We start from the raw sequence: 19,339 nt of genomic DNA on the forward strand, positions 1-19,339 counted from the left end.
AAATATAATTAGCAATTGGTATGAAGTACAGAGGAATCTATTTACTTCTGTTGTCCGTGAGCATATTTTTGCTAATCTTAATAGCGATCGCATGATCTAGCCATCATAGATCATGTTTTTTGTCAATGCGTAAGTCCTAGTATCTTCAATGGCATCAGTCTTAGCAACGGTGGACATATCTAACCATAACTTCACATCCACCTCAAACCACTGTCCTAATACCTGTTCTTCTGGTAGATATCCAGTGTAACCATAGGAGCGAATATTAGTTAAATGAATGCAATCCATAAGACCTTGAGAGTAAATTTGACATTTAGCGGAGACTGGAAAAGTTCAACTTTCCCAGAGAAATTTGCAAGAGAATTTCAAATGATAGGGTGGCTATGCTTGATTTAACACCAGCCTATCAGAATGTTAATCAACTTTGGGCTTACATATTGACCCAGACACTCAAACGCTTGGGATTGAACTGTGTAGTCATTTGTCCCGGTTCCCGTTCTACACCTTTAGTAGTCGCCTTTGTCCAACAAATACCTGGTATTGAAGCCATTTCTATTCTTGATGAGCGTTCAGCCGCTTTTTTCGCCTTGGGAAGAGCCAAAGCCACAGGGGTTCCTGTAGCATTGGTTTGCACATCTGGAACCGCAGGAGCGAATTTTTACCCCGCAATCATTGAGGCCCAAGAAAGTCGTGTACCATTGTTGGTGTTAACCAGCGATCGACCACAAGAATTAAGAAATTGTCATTCGGGGCAAACCATAGACCAAGTAAAATTATATAGTAATTACCCAAACTGGCAAGCAGAGTTAGCTATACCCTCCCCAGACTTGAAAATGCTCGGTTATCTCCGACAAACCGTCATTCATGCTTGGGAGCGCTGTCAAATTCCCATACAGGGGCCAGTTCATTTAAATATTCCCTTCCGTGACCCCCTCGCACCCATTCCCGATGGAACTGACTTGAGGAATTTACAGTCAAACTTACACCCAGAAGCCTTTTTTGCAGGTATAGCAAAGACTAACCTCATTCCCCCTTCCCCATTCCCTATTCCCCAACCGTGGTTACAATCTGAACGCGGGATCATCATCGCCGGTGTCGCTCAACCCCAAAAAGCCGAGAAATATTGTCAAGCGATCGCCCATCTTTCCCAAACACTCAACTGGCCTGTTTTAGCTGAGGGACTTTCCCCACTCAGAAATTATGCTAGCCTCAACCCCTACTTAATTTCCACCTACGATATCATTTTACGTAATCAGAAACTTGCCCAAGAATTAACACCAGAAATAGTAATTCAAATTGGCGAAATGCCTACCAGTAAAGAACTACGTCACTGGCTATCTAACACCCAACCCCAATACTGGATAATTGATAATAGTTATCAAGACCTAGACCCTTTACATGGAAAAACCACACATTTAAGGATATCTGTAGAAAATATATATGACCGGGGAGCAGTGAATAGTCACCCAGGGATTTATTTACAAAAATGGTGTTATCTAGAAATACAAGTCCGAAAAAATATTGATGAAATATTTGCGAATATAGACGAAATAATTGAAAGTAAAATCTCGTGGGTAATTTCGCAAAATGTCCCCCCACTAACACCCCTATTTATTTCTAATAGTATGCCGGTCAGGGATGTAGAATATTTCTGGAAACCGAATAACTTAGGTGTGCAACCTTATTTTAACCGAGGTGCAAATGGCATTGATGGCATACTATCCACAGCATTAGGAATTGCACACCATCAGCAAAGTAGTGTGCTGTTAACAGGGGACTTGGCCTTATTACATGATACCAACGGATTTTTAATTAAAAACAAATTCCTAGGACATTTGACCATTGTGTTAATTAATAACAATGGTGGGGGTATTTTTGAAATGTTACCCATAGCCAAATTTGAGCCACCATTTGAAGAATTTTTTGCCACTCCCCAGAATATAGATTTTGCTCGGTTATGTGTTACATACAATGTACCCCATGAGTTGATTAGTTCTTGGGAACAGTTACAAGAGAAATTGTCTGTTTTACCAAATAAGGGAATTAGAGTTTTAGAAGTCAGGACAAATAGAAAATTAGATGCTCAGTGGAGAAAAGAAAGTTTAGAGAAATTAGCGCTAGATATTGCAGTGCATCTCTTGTAAGGTAAACTAGCAGCGGGCAAGATGCCCAAACCACAAGATACAAAAGTTACTCACATAAAATTCTCAATTCTCATCTTACTATATACATCATGCACATTAACTGGCAAATAGCCAAAAACTACGAAGATATACTGTATCACAAAACCGATGGCATTGCTAAAATTACCATTAACCGTCCCCATAAACGGAATGCCTTCCGTCCCAAAACCGTCTTTGAACTGTATGACGCTTTCTGTGATGCCCGAGAAGATACTAGTATAGGCGTAGTTCTATTTACTGGTGCCGGACCACACACGGATGGTAAATACGCTTTCTGTTCTGGGGGAGATCAAAGTGTCCGAGGACAGGCCGGTTATGTTGACGATGCTGGGATTCCCCGCTTAAACGTCTTAGACTTGCAGCGCCTGATTCGTTCTATGCCAAAAGTGGTAATTGCTTTAGTAGCTGGTTATGCTGTGGGTGGTGGACACGTGCTGCACTTGATTTGTGACCTCACCATTGCCGCGGATAATGCTATTTTTGGACAGACTGGCCCTAAAGTAGGCAGTTTTGACGGTGGTTTTGGTGCTAGTTATCTCGCCCGTATTGTGGGACAAAAAAAAGCACGGGAAATTTGGTTTTTATGCCGCCAATATAATGCACAACAAGCTCTAGATATGGATTTAATTAATTGTATTGTCCCAGTAGAACAACTAGAAGCTGAAGGTATTCAATGGGCGCAAGAAATTTTAGAAAAAAGTCCGATTGCAATTCGGTGTCTAAAAGCAGCATTCAACGCTGATTGTGACGGACAAGCTGGTTTACAAGAACTGGCCGGAAACGCCACTTTACTGTATTACATGACAGAAGAGGGTTCTGAGGGAAAACAAGCCTTTTTAGAAAAACGTCCCCCGAATTTTCGCACCTTTCCTTGGCTACCTTAAAATGTCGATACTTAATCGCTTTTTTTGATTAAGCACACCAAATAAATAGAAAACCACAGATAAATACTATATTTGCGCCATCTGAGTCTTAGCCTCCTGGGAAGTGTGGGTAGTTATTTCCTCTACAGGGGCAATCATAGTACTCTCTGGATGTGTAGCCAGAGTTGGTGAAGAACCTAAAACTCTTGTTGCATCTGGTAAACCCCAAGCGTCTTCCAACGTTTCCCAAGAAGGTGCAAAAGGTGGAAGCGCCAAAGAGCAAGCTTTCCAACTTGCTTGTACGGGGCTTCCTAACTTCTGACACATTCCGCCTCGGCGACCTTCTGGCTGGTAATGACGACAATATCTACAGGCAGATGTTAAGGATTTAATGGGTTTCATTGGGGTTCATCTTTAAATGCAATTTATGATTAATTTCTATTGTTCTTATATTGTGCCTTTATATATAAATAGGTAAGATCACCAAAAAGTCATTATTTTACCTAGGTTTCAGCGATCCCCACCCAGGGATAAACTTTACGATCTCTTTATATTCTTGTTATATATGTAAATGATCACAGGAGTGGGTACACGCTTATTTAAGACTAAAAACCGCTAGGGATCAAAGATAAAGTTAGGATCATGGATTTAAATTAAATCCTAAATTGATGAATCGGGTATGGTCGGTGTCATGAAATCTCCCAGTTTATTCAAGATAAACGGCAGACTTTAAAATAAACTCATATAGTTATTAACTCATAAAGATTTAAAACTGCTTGGAAACACAAACACAACACACACCCCAACGCTGGAGTTCACCGGGTGGGGTGGGAGCTTGACACTGTGGACAAAGGGGTAAGCCATGCGATCGCCCTTGCATTCTTTTAGCCCAGGATGCAAAAGCCATCTTGGGATTCTCAATATTGGGTGTAGTCTCACTCGGTGAACTACTGACATCACCCAGATAACTGGGATGCTCCTGTGGGATAATGCTTATGGGCTGTAAGTAATCTGGAAGAGGCTGCCAATCTTTAGTGGAAAAGCGAATATCTACCAACGGCTCAGACAAATTTTGATTTAACTTTAAAAGCACAGCGGTGCGTCCAAATGTCATGTTCTGCGCCCAAGCAGCGCTAGAAGTTGCTACGAATAAAACATGACGCTGAATTGATAACGGACGCGTATGGGTAGCAGCCACTTTTCCGACAATATCTGGCCATAACTCTAGCAAGCGCTGCAAGGGTTGTTCTTGCCATTTGGCTTGTTGTTTTAGACCATCTAAAATATGATTAATTGACTTAAACGACATCTTGAGAGATTAAAATTTTTTCATACCTATTTAAAATAGTGGCAGATAAATATTTCAGCTAAAACACACCTGGTTTAAATATTCCCCCAGGAAGGTAAAAGTCTAGGATAGGATGAAGACAATATTTATCATTTATCTGGCTGAGTCCATGGGTATTAGATATTGCATTCTTTTTGCCTAGTACTTAGTTTCCATTCCACGGCACTGTGGACAAAACATCAATGGAGAGTCAACATGGAAATTATCAAGCGTATCCTGCGGATAATTCGCGCTAATATCAATAGCTTGCTAGGTACTGCCGAAGATCCAGAGAAAATTCTCGAACAAGCCGTCATGGAGATGCAGGACAACTTGGTGCGATTACGACAAGGAGTCGCACAGGCCATCGCCACTCAAAAACGCACCGAAAGACAGGCCGCTGGCGCACAATCAACATCAGAAGAATGGTATCGCCGCGCTCAATTAGCACTACAACAGGGAAATGAACTTTTAGCACGGGAAGCTTTAACTAAACGCAAAGCTTATCAAGAAACGGCTACGGCTCTATCTACTCAAATAGAGCAGCAAAATGAGATAGTAGCCAGACTAAAAAAAGATATGCGATCGCTAGAGTTAAAAATCAGCGAGGCGAAAACCAAAAAAGATATGTATATAGCTCGCGCCCGTTCCGCTGAGGCTGCTGTCCGACTCCAGGATATGCTCGATACTACCTCCCCTACCAGTAGTCTCAATGCCTTTGAGCGCATGGAAGATAAAGTTTTGCAAATTGAAGCCCAATCAGAAGCCATGGCGCAACTGGGTACTGACGACTTACAAAAACAATTCGACTCCCTAGAAGCTGCTAGTGACATCGATAGGGAATTAGCAGCCCTCAAAGGTCAGGTGTTAAGTCAACAGCAATTACCTGAGAGTCAAGACCGCTAAACATTGGGCAATGAGCACATTTAGGATATATCTTAAAAAATAACGGGCGTCGGGAGGTAGGGAACCAAGCCGGAAAAATTACATTGAAATAGACAGCTACTAAAATAGTAAAAAAGAAAACTTAATCACAAAACGCGTCCACTGCCAAAGGAAAAAAAATTATGGGATTATTTGATCGGATTAAACGAGTAGTCAGTTCTAACCTCAACGACTTGGTGAATAAAGCTGAAGACCCAGAAAAAATGCTAGAACAAGCTATCCTGGAAATGCAGCAAGACTTGGTACAGTTGCGTCAAGGTGTAGCTCAGGCGATCGCTGCTCAAAAACGCACTCAGACACAGTACAATGAGTCCCAAAATGAAATCAACAAGTGGCAACGCAATGCTCAATTAGCCCTGCAAAAGGGCGATGAAAACCTAGCACGACAAGCTCTAGAACGTAAAAAGAGTTTTAGTGATACCAGTCTGGCTCTCAAAACTAGCTTAGATCAGCAAACCACTCAAACTGAAACCCTCAAGCGCAACTTAATGCAGCTAGAAAGCAAGATTTCTGAAGCCAAAACCAAAAAAGAAATGCTCAAAGCTCGCATTACCTCCGCCAAAGCCCAAGAGCAACTCGAAGGTATGGTGCGGGGGATGAGTACCAGCAGCGCCATGGCTGCATTTGAGCGCATGGAAGAAAAGGTCTTGATGCAAGAAGCTCGCGCCCAAGCCGGAGCGGAGTTGGCTGGTGCGGATTTAGAAACCCAATTTGCCCAGTTGGAAAGTAGCGATGTTGATGATGAGTTAGCAGCATTGAAGGCACAAATGCTACCACCTGCGGCAGCACCCAACCAACCACAAATACCACCAGAAAAAGAGAGCAGCGCTGCCAAATCTTATGATGTTGTTGATGCCGACTTAGAAGCCCTGAAAAGGCAATTAGATGGAATAGATAAAATCTAAGGCATATTTCCTTACTTCTACGTAATTCCCACAACTTCGGTTGTGGGATGTTACATGAGCATTCAACTATTTTTCGCTTTTCATCACCATCATTAATGACAGTATCCAGCACTTTTAAGATAAAGTATTGTGTGTGAACTTTGATTAATGTCACTTAATGGAGACTGTCATGAGTGAAGGCGTAATCACCATAACTGATAATGAATTTGAATCAGAAGTATTGCAGTCCGAGCAACCTGTGTTAGTTTACTTTTGGGCTTCCTGGTGTGGCCCATGTAAATTGATGTCGCCCTTAATTAACCTTGCGGCTACCAAATACAGCGATCGCCTGAAAATAGTTAAAATGGAGGTCGATCCTAACCCCACCACCGTGAAAAACTACCAAGTAGAAGGTGTACCAGCCTTTAGACTCGTTCAGGGAGAAAAGCTATTAGCATCCACAGAAGGAGCGATTGGCAAAGACAGATTACTTCAGTTTTTAGATAAACACTTAAGTAATAATTAGTCTAGGGGCAGTAGCTAACTAATGACTAAGGACTAATGACTAATATGCAGTTTGCTAACCGTTTACAACCCCTGCAATCCAATGTATTTGCTGATATGGACAAAGCGAAAGCTGTGGCTTTATCAGCAGGAAGGCAGTTAATTGACCTGTCCTTAGGATCTTCGGACTTACCAGCTCAACCCCACGTAATTGAAGCCATAGCCAAATCTCTCCCTGACCCGAGTACCCACGGTTACTTATTGTTTCACGGTACTCAAGGATTTCGCCAAGCAGCTGCTCGCTGGTATCAAGAAAAATTTGGTATCAAAGTTGACCCAGAAACAGAGGTGCTGCCCCTCATTGGTTCCCAGGAAGGTACAGCCCATCTACCCTTAGCAGTCCTGAATCCAGGGGATTTCGCCTTATTATTAGATCCGGGCTACCCATCCCACGCGGGGGGAGTACATTTAGCTAGTGGTCAAATATACCCAATGCCACTAAGGGCAGAAAACAATTTCTTGCCGGTATTTGCGGAGATTCCAGCAAATGTTTTAGCCCAATCCCGGATGATGGTATTGAGCTATCCTCATAATCCTACCACCGCCATCGCTCCTTTATCTTTCTTCCAAGAGGCTGTGGTTTTCTGTCAGGAACATAATTTGGTTCTCGTTCACGATTTCCCCTATGTGGATTTGGTATTTGGGGAAACTGACAATGTACCCTCTGTGCTGCAAGCTGACCCAGATAAAAGTGTCTCTATTGAATTTTTTACCCTTTCTAAGTCCTATAATATGGGGGGCTTCCGTATAGGCTACGCCATCGGTAATCCCCAGTTAATTCAGGCTTTACGCCAAGTCAAAGCAGCCATTGATTTTAATCAGTATCGCGGTATTTTGAATGGTGCGATCGCCGCCCTTACAGGACCTCAAGGGGGAGTAACAGATGCTGTTAATACCTTCGCTAAACGTCGGGATGCGTTTATCACCGCTTTACACCGTATCGGTTGGCCAGTACCCACACCCGCAGGGACAATGTACATCTGGGCTAAGTTACCCTCCCATTGGGATCAAAATTCTGTGGAATTCTGCACTGAGTTAGTCAAACAAACTGGTGTAGCAGCTTCTCCGGGTGCTGGTTTTGGCAAATCTGGAGAAGGATATGTCCGCTTTGCTTTGGTACATGAACCACCGTTACTGGAAACCGCTGTGGAGAGAATTGCTAAATTTCTTCAAACTTCACACCCAGCATAAACTTAAAATAAAGTTAGGTATATTCTCAAATTACCTAACTTGAACCGTGAATGTATCTGATAAAACACTACCACTGATTAAAGAGCCTGAACGTTTATCAGCCCGTCTTGGGGAAATCCCCGCGGAGCCGGGTGTTTATTTGATGCGCGACCGGAGCGATCGCATTATCTATATAGGGAAATCACGGAAATTGCGATCGCGTGTTCGTTCCTACTTTCGCGAGGGAAATCACAAAAGCCATCGTACAGCTACCATGGTTCAGCAGGTGACGGAGATTGAATTTATTGTCACCGATACCGAAGCCGAAGCATTAGCCCTAGAAGCCAACTTAATTAAGCAGCATCAGCCATATTTTAACGTTTTACTCAAAGATGACAAAAAATATCCCTATATCTGTATTACTTGGTCAGAAGACTATCCCCGGATTTTCATCACTCGTAAACGTCAACTAGGTAACGCTCAAGATAAGTTTTACGGTCCTTATACAGATACAGGTTTATTACGAGAAATATTAAGCATATCTAAACGCATTTTTGCACTGCGACAACGACGCCAACCACTGTTTAAGGACCGTCCTTGCTTGAATTATGACCTAGGGCGATGTCCTGGTGTATGTCAACAGTTAATTTCCCCCCCAGAATACCGCAAAACTGTAGAAAAGGTGGCGATGATCTTCCAAGGAAGAACCCAGGAATTGATTGATATTCTCACAGCACAAATGCAAACCGCAGCTGAAGCCTTAAACTTTGAATTAGCGGCGCGGATTCGTGATCAAATATCTGGGTTAAAATCCTTAACCGCTGATCAAAAGGTTTCCTTACCAGATGATACAGTTTCACGGGATGCTTTAGCACTGGCAACTGACAAAGAACGCGCTTGTATTCAATTATTTCAGATTCGCGCCGGGAAACTTGTAGGACGGTTGGCATTTGTCGCCAATAGTCATGCTGAACCGGGAGCGATTTTACAGCGAGTTTTAGAAGAGCATTATCAACCTGCTGATGCGGTGGAAATTCCCACAGAGATTTTAGTACAGCACGAGTTACCAGATGGGGAAATATTGGCGGATATCTTGACTCAACGCAAGGGGAGAAAAGTCACAATTTCAGTACCCCAGCGCCAAACTAAGGCAGAATTAATTGAGATGGTCCAGCGGAATGCTGAGTATGAATTACAGAGAATGCAGAAGTTAGGCGATCGCAACCATGAAGCCATGGCAGATTTAGCCGCTATTCTTAATTTACCAGATTTACCCCACCGCATGGAAGGTTATGATATTTCTCACATTCAGGGGTCTAATGCTGTGGGTTCCCAAGTTGTGTTTATTGATGGGTTACCTGGTAAACAGCACTATCGCCACTACAAAATCAAAAACCCCACGGTGACAATTGGACATTCAGATGATTTTGCCAGTTTAGCTGAAGTTATCCATAGGCGATTTCGTCAGTATAGCGCCGACCCACAATTACCCAGGGTAGGGAATCCCGATTGGCCTGATTTAATTATGATTGATGGCGGTAAAGGTCAGTTATCGGCAGTGGTGGCTGTCCTGCGGGAAATGAATTTATTAGCAGACCTGCGGGTTGTCAGTTTGGCCAAGCAACGAGAAGAGATTTTTTTACCCGGACAGTCTCAACCTTTAGAAACTGACGCGGAACAACCAGGAATACAGTTATTGCGCCGGTTAAGAGATGAAGCCCATCGTTTTGCTGTGAGTTTTCATCGTCAACAACGCAGTGAGCAATTTAAGCGATCGCGTTTAGATGAAATTCCCGGCTTAGGACATCATCGACAAAAGCAGCTTTTAGGACATTTCCGCTCTGTTGATTATATCAGACAAGCCACACTCACACAACTAGCTGAGGTTCCAGGGATTGGACCGAGGTTAGCCCAAGAAATTTACAATTATTTCCATCCGCATCACAATAATTAACAATTATTTACCTGCTGGAATTCCTAGCAGGATTTAAATGATCTCTTCAATATCTCTTCAATTTTTACATCAAACCTTAACTAAATCTTAAAAGAGAAATTTTGTTACACAGGATACAGTAATTTATCACTGTTACTTTTTCAATACAATAAAGGCTGTTAAAACATATCAGTCGCACTATAAAACCAAGCTCTCTCAAACGATTAATCATAGGGATCACTCATTTTCTAACAAATCTATAAGTGAAAATTTGATTTCTATATCTAAAGTAAGATGGTAATTTTGTAAAAATAGGATAGCATACAAAGACAATAAAAACCTCAATTTCAAACTTTCAGGAAAAGCATCAACCAATATCAAAGTTTCTTATTGCTGCATCTAAATTTAAAATTCTTGCCTTCTCGATTAATAAATAGTTACAACCAGGGGTTTAAAAATGAATACAGTCCAAAAAGTTCACTGCCCAAATTGCGGCAGTGATGCCGAAAGACACTATATTACTGATAGTCACTTAACCAGGACACAATGCCCAAGTTGCGATTACTTGATGATCAGTTGCACCTTGACCGGGAAAGTAATTGAGGCTTATGCACCTGGTATTTCTGTCACAAAACAATTGAGTGCTAAAGTTAGGTAAACACTTACTTACTGGCCCGGAGTTGTCCACAAGCAGCATCAGCTTCTAAACCACGAGAATAGCGGACACTCACAGCAATTTTTTGTTGTTTGAGAACGTTCACAAAGGCTTGAATGCGATCGCCTTTGGGGCGCTTGTAGTCAACTTCCTGGATGGGATTGTAGGGAATCAAATTCACATGACTTTGGAATCCCCGCAGACATTTTGCCAGCTGTAAAGCGTGCTCTGGTAGGTCATTAAACCCAGCCAGGAGAATATATTCAAAAGATATACGTCTTCTCGTGATTTCCACATATTCCCGACATTCATCTAACAAGTCTTCTAGAGGATATGGTCGGGCGCTGGGAATGAGTTGTTCTCTAAGTGCTTGGTTGGGTGCGTGCAAACTCACAGCTAGAGTGACTTGTAAATTCTGTCGGGCAAATTGACGGATGCGATCGCGAATACCAACGGTAGAAACAGTCAGCGATCGCTGTCCAATACCCACGTCTTGATTTAAGCATCTTAAAGATGCTAAAACATTATCAGTATTTAATAACGGTTCACCCATCCCCATAAATACCACATGGCTAACCCGTTCATGAAAATCTTCTTGCACCGTCAATACTTGATCGACGATTTCATGTATTTCTAAGTTGCGAGTGTAGCCACCCTTACCAGTAGCGCAGAAATCACAGGCCATGGGACAACCTACCTGAGTAGAAACACAAACTGTCAGCCGTTTTGCCGTGGGAATACCAACAGTTTCAATGATTTGATCATCTGCAAGTCGTAACAGATATTTTATCGTGCCATCCGGTGCCACAGCACGATGATGTATCGTTGAACGTCCAATGGGGATTTCTGCAAGTTCTGCACGCCACTGTTTAGGAAAGACAGAAATATCAGCTAGCGATCGCACACCCTGATGATAAATCGAATCGTGCAGCTGTTTACCTCGATAAGCTGGCTGTCCCTGCTGTTGTACCCACCCGCTTAACTCGGAAACAGAAGCACCTAGTAGGGGCGGAATTATTGCTGATTTAACTGAATTTACCTGAGAAACAAGAGGCGTAGCAGACATAAATAATCAAAAATTGATACTTGATTTCTATGCTACAACTTTCAAATCATTTTCGCCCTGCTTCTCTTGAAGGGGGGACAAATGAACCACAGCAGGCCAGAAAACACAGCCAACTTGAAATTTCAGGATTTCTATCACCACACTATTTAATTTCCTTTGTGTTTTTCAGAATTTGCCAAAATAGAAATGTAGGCTAAAATCACAACTTTTCCAGCATAGCTTGATGACTAAACTCAACAGTCAAACTCAGCTAGCGGAGAATAAGGAACACCGAAGGAAGTATGGATAGTAATAATTGGTTGCAACAGTTAATGATGCTCGGTATTGGTACAACGTCTTTGGTAGCTGAAAAAATGCGCCAAGTCAGTGACGATTTGGTCAAGGACGGTAAACTCGATCCTGAGCAAGCTAAGGCCGTCATGGATGATATTGTACAGCAGTTAAGGTCAGACCAAGGAAACTGGGAAGAGCAAATGCAGCGACAAATGCGGAATGTTATGCAGGATTTCGGCGTTGCTCGTCAATCTGAAGTGGATGAATTACGGGGTAGAATTGACCGTTTAGAGCGTCAAGTGCGTGATTTAGAAAATAAGCTTTGGCGTTAAACTAAATTGTGTCCTCTTGATCATCTGAAAAATGTCAGGTTGCCTCATTAGGGAGAGCTAATTTTGAAATCAATTTTTCTCAGCGTGGGTTTCATGCTGGTTTGTGTTTTAGTTCTGGTATTAGCACAAGTTGGTAATAAAGTCAACTCTGCTGTTGCCGCTAATTTAACAGAAACTACACCAGCACCCACGAATGTCACCAAAAACCAAACCTTGATTGCGAGTAATAGTATGTCTGATACCAGTGTTGTAACTAATCCATCTGGATTGAAATATGTGGAATTGGAAGAGGGAACTGGGGCGAGTCCTGAACGGGGACAAACCGTTGTAGTTCACTACACCGGTACTTTGGAAAATGGGAAGAAGTTTGATAGCTCACGCGATCGCAATAGTCCCTTCGAGTTTAAAATCGGTATCGGACAGGTGATCAAAGGTTGGGACGAAGGACTAAGCACCATGAAAGTAGGCGGTCGTCGTCAGTTAATCATTCCCCCGGAGTTAGGTTATGGTTCCCGTGGTGCTGGTGGTGTGATTCCACCCAACGCTACTTTGCTGTTTGACGTGGAATTACTGGGTATTAAGTAGGAAATATAGCAGTTATCTGTTTGGTGAGGTACTTTTAAGGGTTAATTAACCACAGAGGTACACAGATGGACACAGATAATTCGGGTTCCTCACTAGACCTGAAAACGCTATCAGGGAAGGGGATGGAAGTGTGGGAGCATTAAGCCTATTTCTTCTTTCCCCAATTCCCAATTAATTATTATTACTAATAATGACCTTGTTTCGCTAAATTTTTAAACTTTGTAAACTGCGGATCAAATAAAAGTTTTATGGTTCCCGTCGGACCGTTACGGTGTTTCGCGATGATGATTTCTGCAATTCCTCGATCTGGACTGTCGGGATTATAATAATCATCGCGGTATAACATCACAACTAAATCCGCGTCTTGCTCAATACTGCCGCTTTCTCTCAAATCTGACAACATGGGGCGCTTATTGGTACGCGCTTCTACACCACGACTCAACTGAGATAAGGCAATTACTGGTACAGATAATTCCCGGGCTAAACCTTTGAGAGAACGAGTAATTCGGGATAGTTCTTGCACGCGGTTATCACCTGCACCCTCCATTAATTGCAAATAATCTATGATAATTAATCCTAATTCTGTTCCTTGTTCTGCTTGCAGTCGTCTGGACTGACTACGCATTTGGGTGATGGTAATATTAGCTGTATCATCAATAAAAAGGGGTAGGTCTGAAAGTTTATCAATGGCACGGCTTAAAGGTTCCCATTGTGTTTGACTAATGCGTCCACTGCGCAGATAACCAGTTTCAATCCCCGCTTCACTAGCTAATAGTCTCTGTACTAGCTGTTCTTTGGACATTTCTAAGCTGAAAAAGGCAATTGGCAATTTATAACCAGCTGCAATGTTGTGAGCCAGATTCAAGCAAAATGCCGTTTTCCCCATTGATGGCCTACCGGCGATGATAATTAAATCAGAACGCTGAAAGCCAGTGGTCATGGAGTCTAAATCATAGAAACCACAAGGAATTCCCGGTAAGGCAATACCTTGGTGGCGAGTTTCAATATCTTGAAAGGTATTAATCAGGGTATCAGAAATGTGAGTTAGACCTAATTGGGGACGTTCTTGAGTAACACCAAAAACTTTTTGTTCTGCTTGGTCTAAAATTATCGGTAGTTCGCTTTCTGTCTCGTAACCAAGATGAACAATTTCGTTACCAGCTTTAATTAATTGCCGTCGCAGGTACTTTTCCATCACCAAACCGGCTAAGGCATCAATGTTAACAGCTGAGACTGTGCGGTCTACGAGAGTAGCTAATTTATTTCTCCCACCAATGCGGGCGAGGAGATCGTGATCGGCTAACCAACTGGTAACTGAGAGTAAATCTGTGGGTTTACCTTGAGCATGAAGGCGCAGCGCCGCTTGATAGATATCTTTGTGGGCGCTGATATAAAAGGCTATAGGTAAGAGGCGATCGCTTACTCGCCCAATGGCTTCTGGATCTAGTAAAATTCCCCCCAAAATCGCTTCTTCTGCTTCAATATTTTGGGGTGGTAGGCGATCGCTACCATTACCTTGAAAACTCAGTTCTTCAGACATAAGCCATTTAAGAAAAGTTGGGACTTCTTGTACAGACGCGATTATATGGCTGACGCACAGCGGTAGCTATCGCGTCTGCACTCCGCACAACACCAAAATTTAACTGGCTACAACTTCAATATTGACCTGAGCGCTGACATCAGAATATAGCTTGACTTCGGCCTGGTAAGTCCCAAGATGGTTAATATCGGGAATAGAAATACCACGGCGATCAACTTCTTCACCGGTAGCTGTTTTGATCGCTTCTGCTACGTCTTGGGTAGTTACTGTCCCGAAAATCGCTTCGTTTTCACCCAGGGGTTTAGCAATTTGCAAGCTAGCAATTTTTTCTAAAGCTGCTTTTCGCTCTAAAGCTTGTTGACGCAGTTCTAATTGGCGTTGACGCTCTTTCTCCCGACGGCGTTCTACTTGTTTGAGAATACCAGGAGTGGCATGGGTTGCCAACTTTTGGGGAATGAGATAGTTACGAGCATAGCCGGGAGCTACATCTACTAAGTCGCCGGATTTTCCCAACTTGCTAATATCTTGATTTAAAACTAACTGTACACGTTTGGCCATCTTTTTTGTTTTTCTGTGTAAAATTTGATTAACTTGGGCTTTAGCGGCATCATCTGTTGATTAACCCCAGTAGCTTCGCTTATACCCTAAAGCTTACAGATCCTAGCGAATCATAGGGGTCGATCGCAACTATTTATTGATCAATTATGTGAATCAGGATTCACCCCCAGGCGCAAAGGCGCAAATGTCATATTTGCTATACCCACAGTGAGACAAATTCAAAGTTATTGCTGCTAAATAAGCCTTGGTCACTGAGTTTTAACTCAGGAATTACCAGCAGCGCCATAAAGCCCAGGGTCATGAAAGGTGCAGAAAGTTTGGAACCTAGATCTTTTGCCAAAGCATCCAGTTGTCCATACTCCTCGGCTACGGTGTAACCATCATCACCACTCATCAATCCAGCCACTGGTAGGGGAAGCACTTTGACGGTTTTACCTTCAACAACAGCAATACCTCCTTGGGCTTGAATGACTGCATTCACTGCCCTAGAGATTTCCTCATCCGTTGTACCCACCGCTACTATATTATGAGAATCATGGGCAACACTGGAGGCGATCGCCCCTCGTTGTAGTCCAAAATTGTGGATCAGACCCATAGCAGGTGGTCTGTTTTGATAACGATTGACTACGGCGATCTTGAGGATGTCATTCTCTAAGTCTGCCACCACTTCACCATTCTCAATATTAGCCAATATATGCTTTTCCGTGGTTAGTAATTGTCCGTCCCACACCTCAATTACCCTCACCGTTGAACCTGCGGCAGCAATTCGGAAATCACCTGCTTGTTTTGGCTTTGCAGTAAAATTATTTACAAATAATGCCGGGACATAGGGTAACAGTGGTTGACCTTCTTTCGCCACCAATACACCTTGGCAATAGGTACACTGCACTGTAAACTCCTCTAAATTATTCACTACTATGAAATCCGCAGGATCTGCAACTTGTAATAAACCCACATTGAGGTTGTAGTGTCTTACTGGGTTGACACAAGCAATTTGCAACACATTCATGACATCATGACCCAATATTAGGGAATGGCGCACCAGTTCATTAATGTGTCCCCTCACCAAATCATCAGGATGCAAATCATCACTACAAAACATACATTGGTCGGGGTGAGAATCAATTAAGCTGTGGAGGGCTAAATAGTTTTTAGCTGCTGAACCTTCACGAATCAGAATCTTCATCCCCACAGCGATTTTGTCTAAAGCTTCCTCTAGAGTTGAACACTCATGATCAGTTGTAATATTGGCATCAGCATACTTTTGTAAGTCTTCACCAGATAGTCCTGGCGCGTGTCCATCAATGGGATATCCTAATTTGTTAGCCAAATCAATCTTTGAGATTACCTCAGTGTTATTCATTAGGACACCAGGGACATTCATCACTTCACTCAGATAAGAAATCCCAGGATGTTGGAATAATTGCTTGATTTCCATGGCGGTAAGGTTTGCACCTGCTGTTTCAAATGTCGTTGCGGGAACACAACTAGGTGCGCCGAATGCTATTTTAAACAGTGTTTGGGTGGCATTGGTGAGCATAAACTCCACACCGGCCATTCCTAAGACATTGGCTATTTCGTGAGGATCACAAACCGCTCCTACCGTACCATGCACCGTAGCTATACGGGCAAATTCTGTCGGCACTAGCATTGAGCTTTCGATATGGACATGGGCATCAATAAAACCTGGAAGTATGTATTGTTGGTAACTCTGTTTTGGTTCCTGTTCAATTGATTGAATACGCCCTTGAGCAATGGTAATTGTACCAGGAAATATGGTTTTGTGGATAACGTCTACAATTTGCCCAGAAATTTTAAAGGTTGACATCACCCACCTCCACCAGTTGCAGCTCGTGCCTGATATAGTTTTATCATAATCATACACCAGTATGATCGGTGGGAATAAGAGAAAATGCAGGTAATCCGTCTTAATGCACTGTCAGACAACTACATATTTTTGCTCCACGATGCTCAACAAAATCTTGCTGCTGTGGTTGACCCCGCGGTAGCTGAACCAGTATTAAAACAACTTGCAGAACTAAAGACCGAGTTAGTGGCAATTTTTCACACTCATCATCATCACGACCATGTGGGTGGAAATCAGGAGTTAATTAGACATTTCCCTAAGTTGACCGTGTATGGTGGTGCTGAGGATCAGGGGAGAATTCCCGGACAACAGGTATTTTTACAACCGGGAGATAGTGTGGAGTTTGGCGATCGCACCGCCACGATTCTTTTTGTTCCTGGTCACACCCGCGCTCATATCGCTTACTATTTCCCCCCCACAAAACTGAGTGAACCTGGAGAGTTATTCTGTGGTGATACTTTGTTTGCAGGGGGTTGCGGTCGCTTATTTGAAGGGACACCCACCCAAATGGTCAACTCTTTGGCTCAACTACGCAATCTCCCAGACAATACTCGTGTGTGGTGTGCCCATGAGTACACTTTAAAAAATCTGGAGTTTGCTCTGACTGTAGATCCTGATAATAGGGCTTTACAAAAGCGCTACAAGGAAGTAGAAAACTTTCGTAGTCGCCAAGAGGCTACTGTTCCCTCATGGTTGGGGGTGGAAAAGCTGACCAATCCCTTTTTAGGTTGGGACAAACCCTCATTACAGTTAGCTGTCAAGAGTAGCGACCCGGTACAAACTTTCGCTCGTTTACGAGGAATGAAAGATAGATTTTAAGCCAAAAAAATGCTATTTTACCGGTTAATATGTTTAATTAACGTATATCTACACAGTTGTTAGCTATCGCTATTAAATCGTTCTATTTCCTAGAAAATATCTTCTCATTTGTGTATAATGCAAGCATTCGCTTACATAAAGCTACATTCTTATTTGTTGACTTGAGTGTTAACAGCAATTAATAGATATGAGAACATAACAATGGTGAACTCTGAATTTCCTGAGTCTCCAGTTTCCAGAGAAACTGAAAAGTCTGCGGTTAACAATTACAGTCACATTGAACAGCAACAACAAACACTCAAACCAAGAAAAAAGCGGCCTTGGTACTTAATCTGGTTGCTGATTCTCCTAATTGCAGGGGGTGGCTTGGGTTGGCGGTGGTGGCAAAATAGCTTTGCAGGTCGGGTAGATAGAGGCGGGGTACGGGCTGGCCAACCCATGGGAATTCCTGTAAAGTTAGCTACAGTAGAAACTACAACCATACAAGAAAGTTCATTAATTGGCGGCTTTTTGGCATCTCCAGGCTCAGTAGCAATTAAGCCAGAGATTGACGGGCGCATTAGTGAAATTCTATTTAAAGAAGGCGATCGCGTGCAACAAGGGAAAGTGATTATTCGCCTGCAAAATAACGATACCCAAGCCCGCTTACGACAAGCAAAAGCAACATTAGACCGCACCCAAGCTCGACTAGCAGAACTCACAGCAGGTACACGTCCCGAAGAAATTGCCCAAGCCAAGGCTAGATTAGCTCAAGCCGAAGCTCGCCTACAAAATGCTAAAGGTGGAGCGCGTCCACAAGAAATTGCTCAGGCTGAAGCTCAAATTGAGGTAGCTAAAGCTGATTTGGAATTAGCACAATCAAGAGCTAGGCGATACCAAAAATTAAAGGAAGACGGAGCTGTTTCCCAAGACCAATTAGAAGGATTTCTCAGAGAACAAAGAAGCGCCGAGGCTAGACTCGAAGAAGCTCAAAGACGACTCGAACAACTTCGCAAAAGCAGAAGCGCTGATATTAATGAACTAGCTGCATCTGTAGAACTAGAAAAGCAAAATCTCAAACAACTACAGAACGGACCGCGTGCTGAAGAAATTGCTCAAGCCCGTTCTCAAGTTATGGAAGCCGCAGCCCAAGTTCAGGTAGCCGAAGTGCAAAAGCAGTACACAAATATTGTCGCTCCTCTGACTGGTATTCTCGGTGATATCCCCGTGAAGGTGGGAGATTTTGTCAAGGAGGGAGACGAACTCACCACACTGAATAAAAATGACACTTTGGAATTAAATTTATCTGTGCCTTTCCATCAAGGTGAAAGGTTGCGGGTGGGATTACCCGTAAAAATACTAGATGCTGAAGGCAAACCAGCTAGATCAGGCAAGGTAAGTTTTATTTCACCGAATATCCAGGCAAATACTCAGAATATCTTAGCTAAAGCCACCTTTGTCAATAACACCAAGCTAATACTCAACCGCCTGAACGTCCAAGCCCAAGTGATCTGGGATGAACGTCCCGGAATCTTAATTCCCGCTGAAGCAATATCTCGGATGGGTGGACAGACTTTTGTATTTGTAGCTCAAGAGCCGAGAGAATCCCAACCGGGAATGCCGAACCTAGTAGCCCAACAAAAACCCGTGAAGTTGGGAGCTATTCAAGGAAACGATTATCACGTTATTGAGGGACTCGAACCCGGGGATAAAATTGTTGTTTCTGGTATTCTCAATCTCACTAATGGTGTGCCTATCATGCCTTTACCTGAAAAGATGCCTCAGTAAAAGCGCCG

General features: G+C 42.9%; 18 protein-coding genes and 1 pseudogene. 12 read left to right on the forward strand and 7 right to left on the reverse strand.

All coding sequences use genetic code 11. The features are described 5' to 3' along the window. Positions 1-129 precede the first annotated feature (129 nt). Positions 130-288, reverse strand: a pseudogene (locus NWP21_RS07975) (dihydroneopterin aldolase); the annotation flags it as partial. 95 nt (positions 289-383) lie between these two features. Between NWP21_RS07975 and menD the strand changes: the two are divergent. Next, entirely contained in the window at positions 384-2,144 is a 1,761-nt protein-coding gene (menD, locus tag NWP21_RS07980; protein ID WP_280792266.1) for a 2-succinyl-5-enolpyruvyl-6-hydroxy-3-cyclohexene-1-carboxylic-acid synthase, read from the forward strand. A gap of 89 nt (positions 2,145-2,233) precedes the next feature. Further along, positions 2,234-3,067, forward strand: coding sequence for a 1,4-dihydroxy-2-naphthoyl-CoA synthase (gene menB / locus NWP21_RS07985; protein WP_280792267.1), 834 nt, complete (start codon positions 2,234-2,236; stop codon positions 3,065-3,067). A 66-nt stretch (positions 3,068-3,133) separates the two neighbouring features. Here menB and NWP21_RS07990 read toward each other — a convergent pair whose 3' ends face one another. Together NWP21_RS07990 and NWP21_RS07995 are read right to left on the reverse strand one after the other, a co-directional pair. Then, entirely contained in the window at positions 3,134-3,448 is a 315-nt protein-coding gene (locus NWP21_RS07990) for a hypothetical protein (RefSeq protein ID WP_280792268.1), read from the reverse strand. Positions 3,449-3,812: 364 nt separating this feature from the next. Beyond that, entirely contained in the window at positions 3,813-4,355 is a 543-nt protein-coding gene (locus NWP21_RS07995; protein WP_280792269.1) for a DciA family protein, read from the reverse strand. A gap of 234 nt (positions 4,356-4,589) precedes the next feature. Between NWP21_RS07995 and NWP21_RS08000 the strand changes: the two genes are divergently transcribed. The 6 genes from NWP21_RS08000 (at position 4,590) to NWP21_RS08025 (ending at position 10,527) form a co-directional block, all read left to right on the forward strand. Beyond that, positions 4,590-5,279 carry a PspA/IM30 family protein gene (locus NWP21_RS08000; RefSeq protein WP_280792270.1) on the forward strand — a complete coding sequence of 230 codons (690 nt, stop codon included), beginning with the start codon at positions 4,590-4,592 and terminating at the stop codon, positions 5,277-5,279. Between the two features lie 161 nt (positions 5,280-5,440). Continuing rightward, positions 5,441-6,223 (forward strand): PspA/IM30 family protein, encoded by a 783-nt coding sequence (locus tag NWP21_RS08005; protein ID WP_280792271.1) that lies wholly within the window; start codon positions 5,441-5,443, stop codon positions 6,221-6,223. A gap of 169 nt (positions 6,224-6,392) precedes the next feature. After that, positions 6,393-6,728, forward strand: coding sequence for a thioredoxin family protein (locus tag NWP21_RS08010; protein ID WP_271733591.1), 336 nt, complete (start codon positions 6,393-6,395; stop codon positions 6,726-6,728). A 44-nt stretch (positions 6,729-6,772) separates the two neighbouring features. Further along, on the forward strand, positions 6,773-7,957 hold the full coding sequence (locus NWP21_RS08015; RefSeq protein WP_280792282.1) for an LL-diaminopimelate aminotransferase: 1,185 nt from the start codon (positions 6,773-6,775) through the stop codon (positions 7,955-7,957). A 46-nt stretch (positions 7,958-8,003) separates the two neighbouring features. After that, the gene (gene uvrC / locus NWP21_RS08020) at positions 8,004-9,890 is read left to right on the forward strand and encodes an excinuclease ABC subunit UvrC (RefSeq protein WP_280792272.1); all 1,887 of its coding nucleotides are present in this window, start codon (positions 8,004-8,006) and stop codon (positions 9,888-9,890) included. Positions 9,891-10,326: 436 nt separating this feature from the next. Further along, positions 10,327-10,527 (forward strand): replication restart DNA helicase PriA, encoded by a 201-nt coding sequence (locus NWP21_RS08025; RefSeq protein WP_271733594.1) that lies wholly within the window; start codon positions 10,327-10,329, stop codon positions 10,525-10,527. A 4-nt stretch (positions 10,528-10,531) separates the two neighbouring features. Here NWP21_RS08025 and rlmN read toward each other — a convergent pair whose 3' ends face one another. Beyond that, a complete protein-coding gene (gene rlmN, locus NWP21_RS08030; RefSeq protein ID WP_280792273.1) occupies positions 10,532-11,590 on the reverse strand; it encodes a 23S rRNA (adenine(2503)-C(2))-methyltransferase RlmN in 1,059 nt (352 codons plus the stop codon). A gap of 281 nt (positions 11,591-11,871) precedes the next feature. Here rlmN and NWP21_RS08035 point away from each other — a divergent pair, with 281 nt between their 5' ends. Both NWP21_RS08035 and NWP21_RS08040 read left to right on the forward strand, forming a co-directional pair. Further along, positions 11,872-12,195, forward strand: coding sequence for a phasin family protein (locus NWP21_RS08035; RefSeq protein WP_271733597.1), 324 nt, complete (start codon positions 11,872-11,874; stop codon positions 12,193-12,195). A 63-nt stretch (positions 12,196-12,258) separates the two neighbouring features. Beyond that, positions 12,259-12,780 (forward strand): FKBP-type peptidyl-prolyl cis-trans isomerase, encoded by a 522-nt coding sequence (locus NWP21_RS08040; protein ID WP_271733599.1) that lies wholly within the window; start codon positions 12,259-12,261, stop codon positions 12,778-12,780. 184 nt (positions 12,781-12,964) lie between these two features. Here NWP21_RS08040 and dnaB read toward each other — a convergent pair whose 3' ends face one another. From dnaB to ade, 3 genes are all read right to left on the reverse strand, one after another. Next, complete coding sequence (gene dnaB, locus NWP21_RS08045) at positions 12,965-14,320, reverse strand: replicative DNA helicase (RefSeq protein ID WP_280792274.1); 1,356 nt, start codon at positions 14,318-14,320, stop codon at positions 12,965-12,967. A 99-nt stretch (positions 14,321-14,419) separates the two neighbouring features. Further along, the gene (gene rplI, locus NWP21_RS08050; protein WP_271733602.1) at positions 14,420-14,878 is read right to left on the reverse strand and encodes a 50S ribosomal protein L9; all 459 of its coding nucleotides are present in this window, start codon (positions 14,876-14,878) and stop codon (positions 14,420-14,422) included. A 196-nt stretch (positions 14,879-15,074) separates the two neighbouring features. Further along, a complete protein-coding gene (gene ade, locus NWP21_RS08055) occupies positions 15,075-16,706 on the reverse strand; it encodes an adenine deaminase (protein WP_280792275.1) in 1,632 nt (543 codons plus the stop codon). A gap of 84 nt (positions 16,707-16,790) precedes the next feature. Between ade and gloB the strand changes: the two genes are divergently transcribed. Then, positions 16,791-17,564: a hydroxyacylglutathione hydrolase gene (gene gloB, locus NWP21_RS08060; protein ID WP_280792276.1), complete on the forward strand. Its 774-nt coding sequence runs from the start codon at positions 16,791-16,793 to the stop codon at positions 17,562-17,564. 201 nt (positions 17,565-17,765) lie between these two features. Continuing rightward, complete coding sequence (locus tag NWP21_RS08065) at positions 17,766-19,331, forward strand: efflux RND transporter periplasmic adaptor subunit (protein ID WP_280792277.1); 1,566 nt, start codon at positions 17,766-17,768, stop codon at positions 19,329-19,331. Positions 19,332-19,339: the final 8 nt, after the last annotated feature.

The sequence above is a fragment of the Anabaenopsis sp. FSS-46 genome, from assembly GCF_029891665.1.
GTDB lineage: Bacteria > Cyanobacteriota > Cyanobacteriia > Cyanobacteriales > Nostocaceae > Anabaenopsis > Anabaenopsis arnoldii.

Bases quoted from the DNA above. Each gene is read 5' to 3' on its own strand.
- menD (WP_280792266.1), top strand. From the start codon at position 384: ATGCTTGATTTAACACCAGCCTATCAGAATGTTAATCAACTTTGGGCT.
- menB (WP_280792267.1), top strand. From the start codon at position 2,234: ATGCACATTAACTGGCAAATAGCCAAAAACTACGAAGATATACTGTAT.
- NWP21_RS07990 (WP_280792268.1), bottom strand. From the start codon at position 3,448: ATGAAACCCATTAAATCCTTAACATCTGCCTGTAGATATTGTCGTCAT.
- NWP21_RS07995 (WP_280792269.1), bottom strand. From the start codon at position 4,355: ATGTCGTTTAAGTCAATTAATCATATTTTAGATGGTCTAAAACAACAA.
- NWP21_RS08000 (WP_280792270.1), top strand. From the start codon at position 4,590: ATGGAAATTATCAAGCGTATCCTGCGGATAATTCGCGCTAATATCAAT.
- NWP21_RS08005 (WP_280792271.1), top strand. From the start codon at position 5,441: ATGGGATTATTTGATCGGATTAAACGAGTAGTCAGTTCTAACCTCAAC.
- NWP21_RS08010 (WP_271733591.1), top strand. From the start codon at position 6,393: ATGAGTGAAGGCGTAATCACCATAACTGATAATGAATTTGAATCAGAA.
- NWP21_RS08015 (WP_280792282.1), top strand. From the start codon at position 6,773: ATGCAGTTTGCTAACCGTTTACAACCCCTGCAATCCAATGTATTTGCT.
- NWP21_RS08025 (WP_271733594.1), top strand. From the start codon at position 10,327: ATGAATACAGTCCAAAAAGTTCACTGCCCAAATTGCGGCAGTGATGCC.
- rlmN (WP_280792273.1), bottom strand. From the start codon at position 11,590: ATGTCTGCTACGCCTCTTGTTTCTCAGGTAAATTCAGTTAAATCAGCA.
- NWP21_RS08035 (WP_271733597.1), top strand. From the start codon at position 11,872: ATGGATAGTAATAATTGGTTGCAACAGTTAATGATGCTCGGTATTGGT.
- dnaB (WP_280792274.1), bottom strand. From the start codon at position 14,320: ATGTCTGAAGAACTGAGTTTTCAAGGTAATGGTAGCGATCGCCTACCA.
- rplI (WP_271733602.1), bottom strand. From the start codon at position 14,878: ATGGCCAAACGTGTACAGTTAGTTTTAAATCAAGATATTAGCAAGTTG.
- ade (WP_280792275.1), bottom strand. From the start codon at position 16,706: ATGTCAACCTTTAAAATTTCTGGGCAAATTGTAGACGTTATCCACAAA.
- gloB (WP_280792276.1), top strand. From the start codon at position 16,791: ATGCAGGTAATCCGTCTTAATGCACTGTCAGACAACTACATATTTTTG.
- NWP21_RS08065 (WP_280792277.1), top strand. From the start codon at position 17,766: ATGGTGAACTCTGAATTTCCTGAGTCTCCAGTTTCCAGAGAAACTGAA.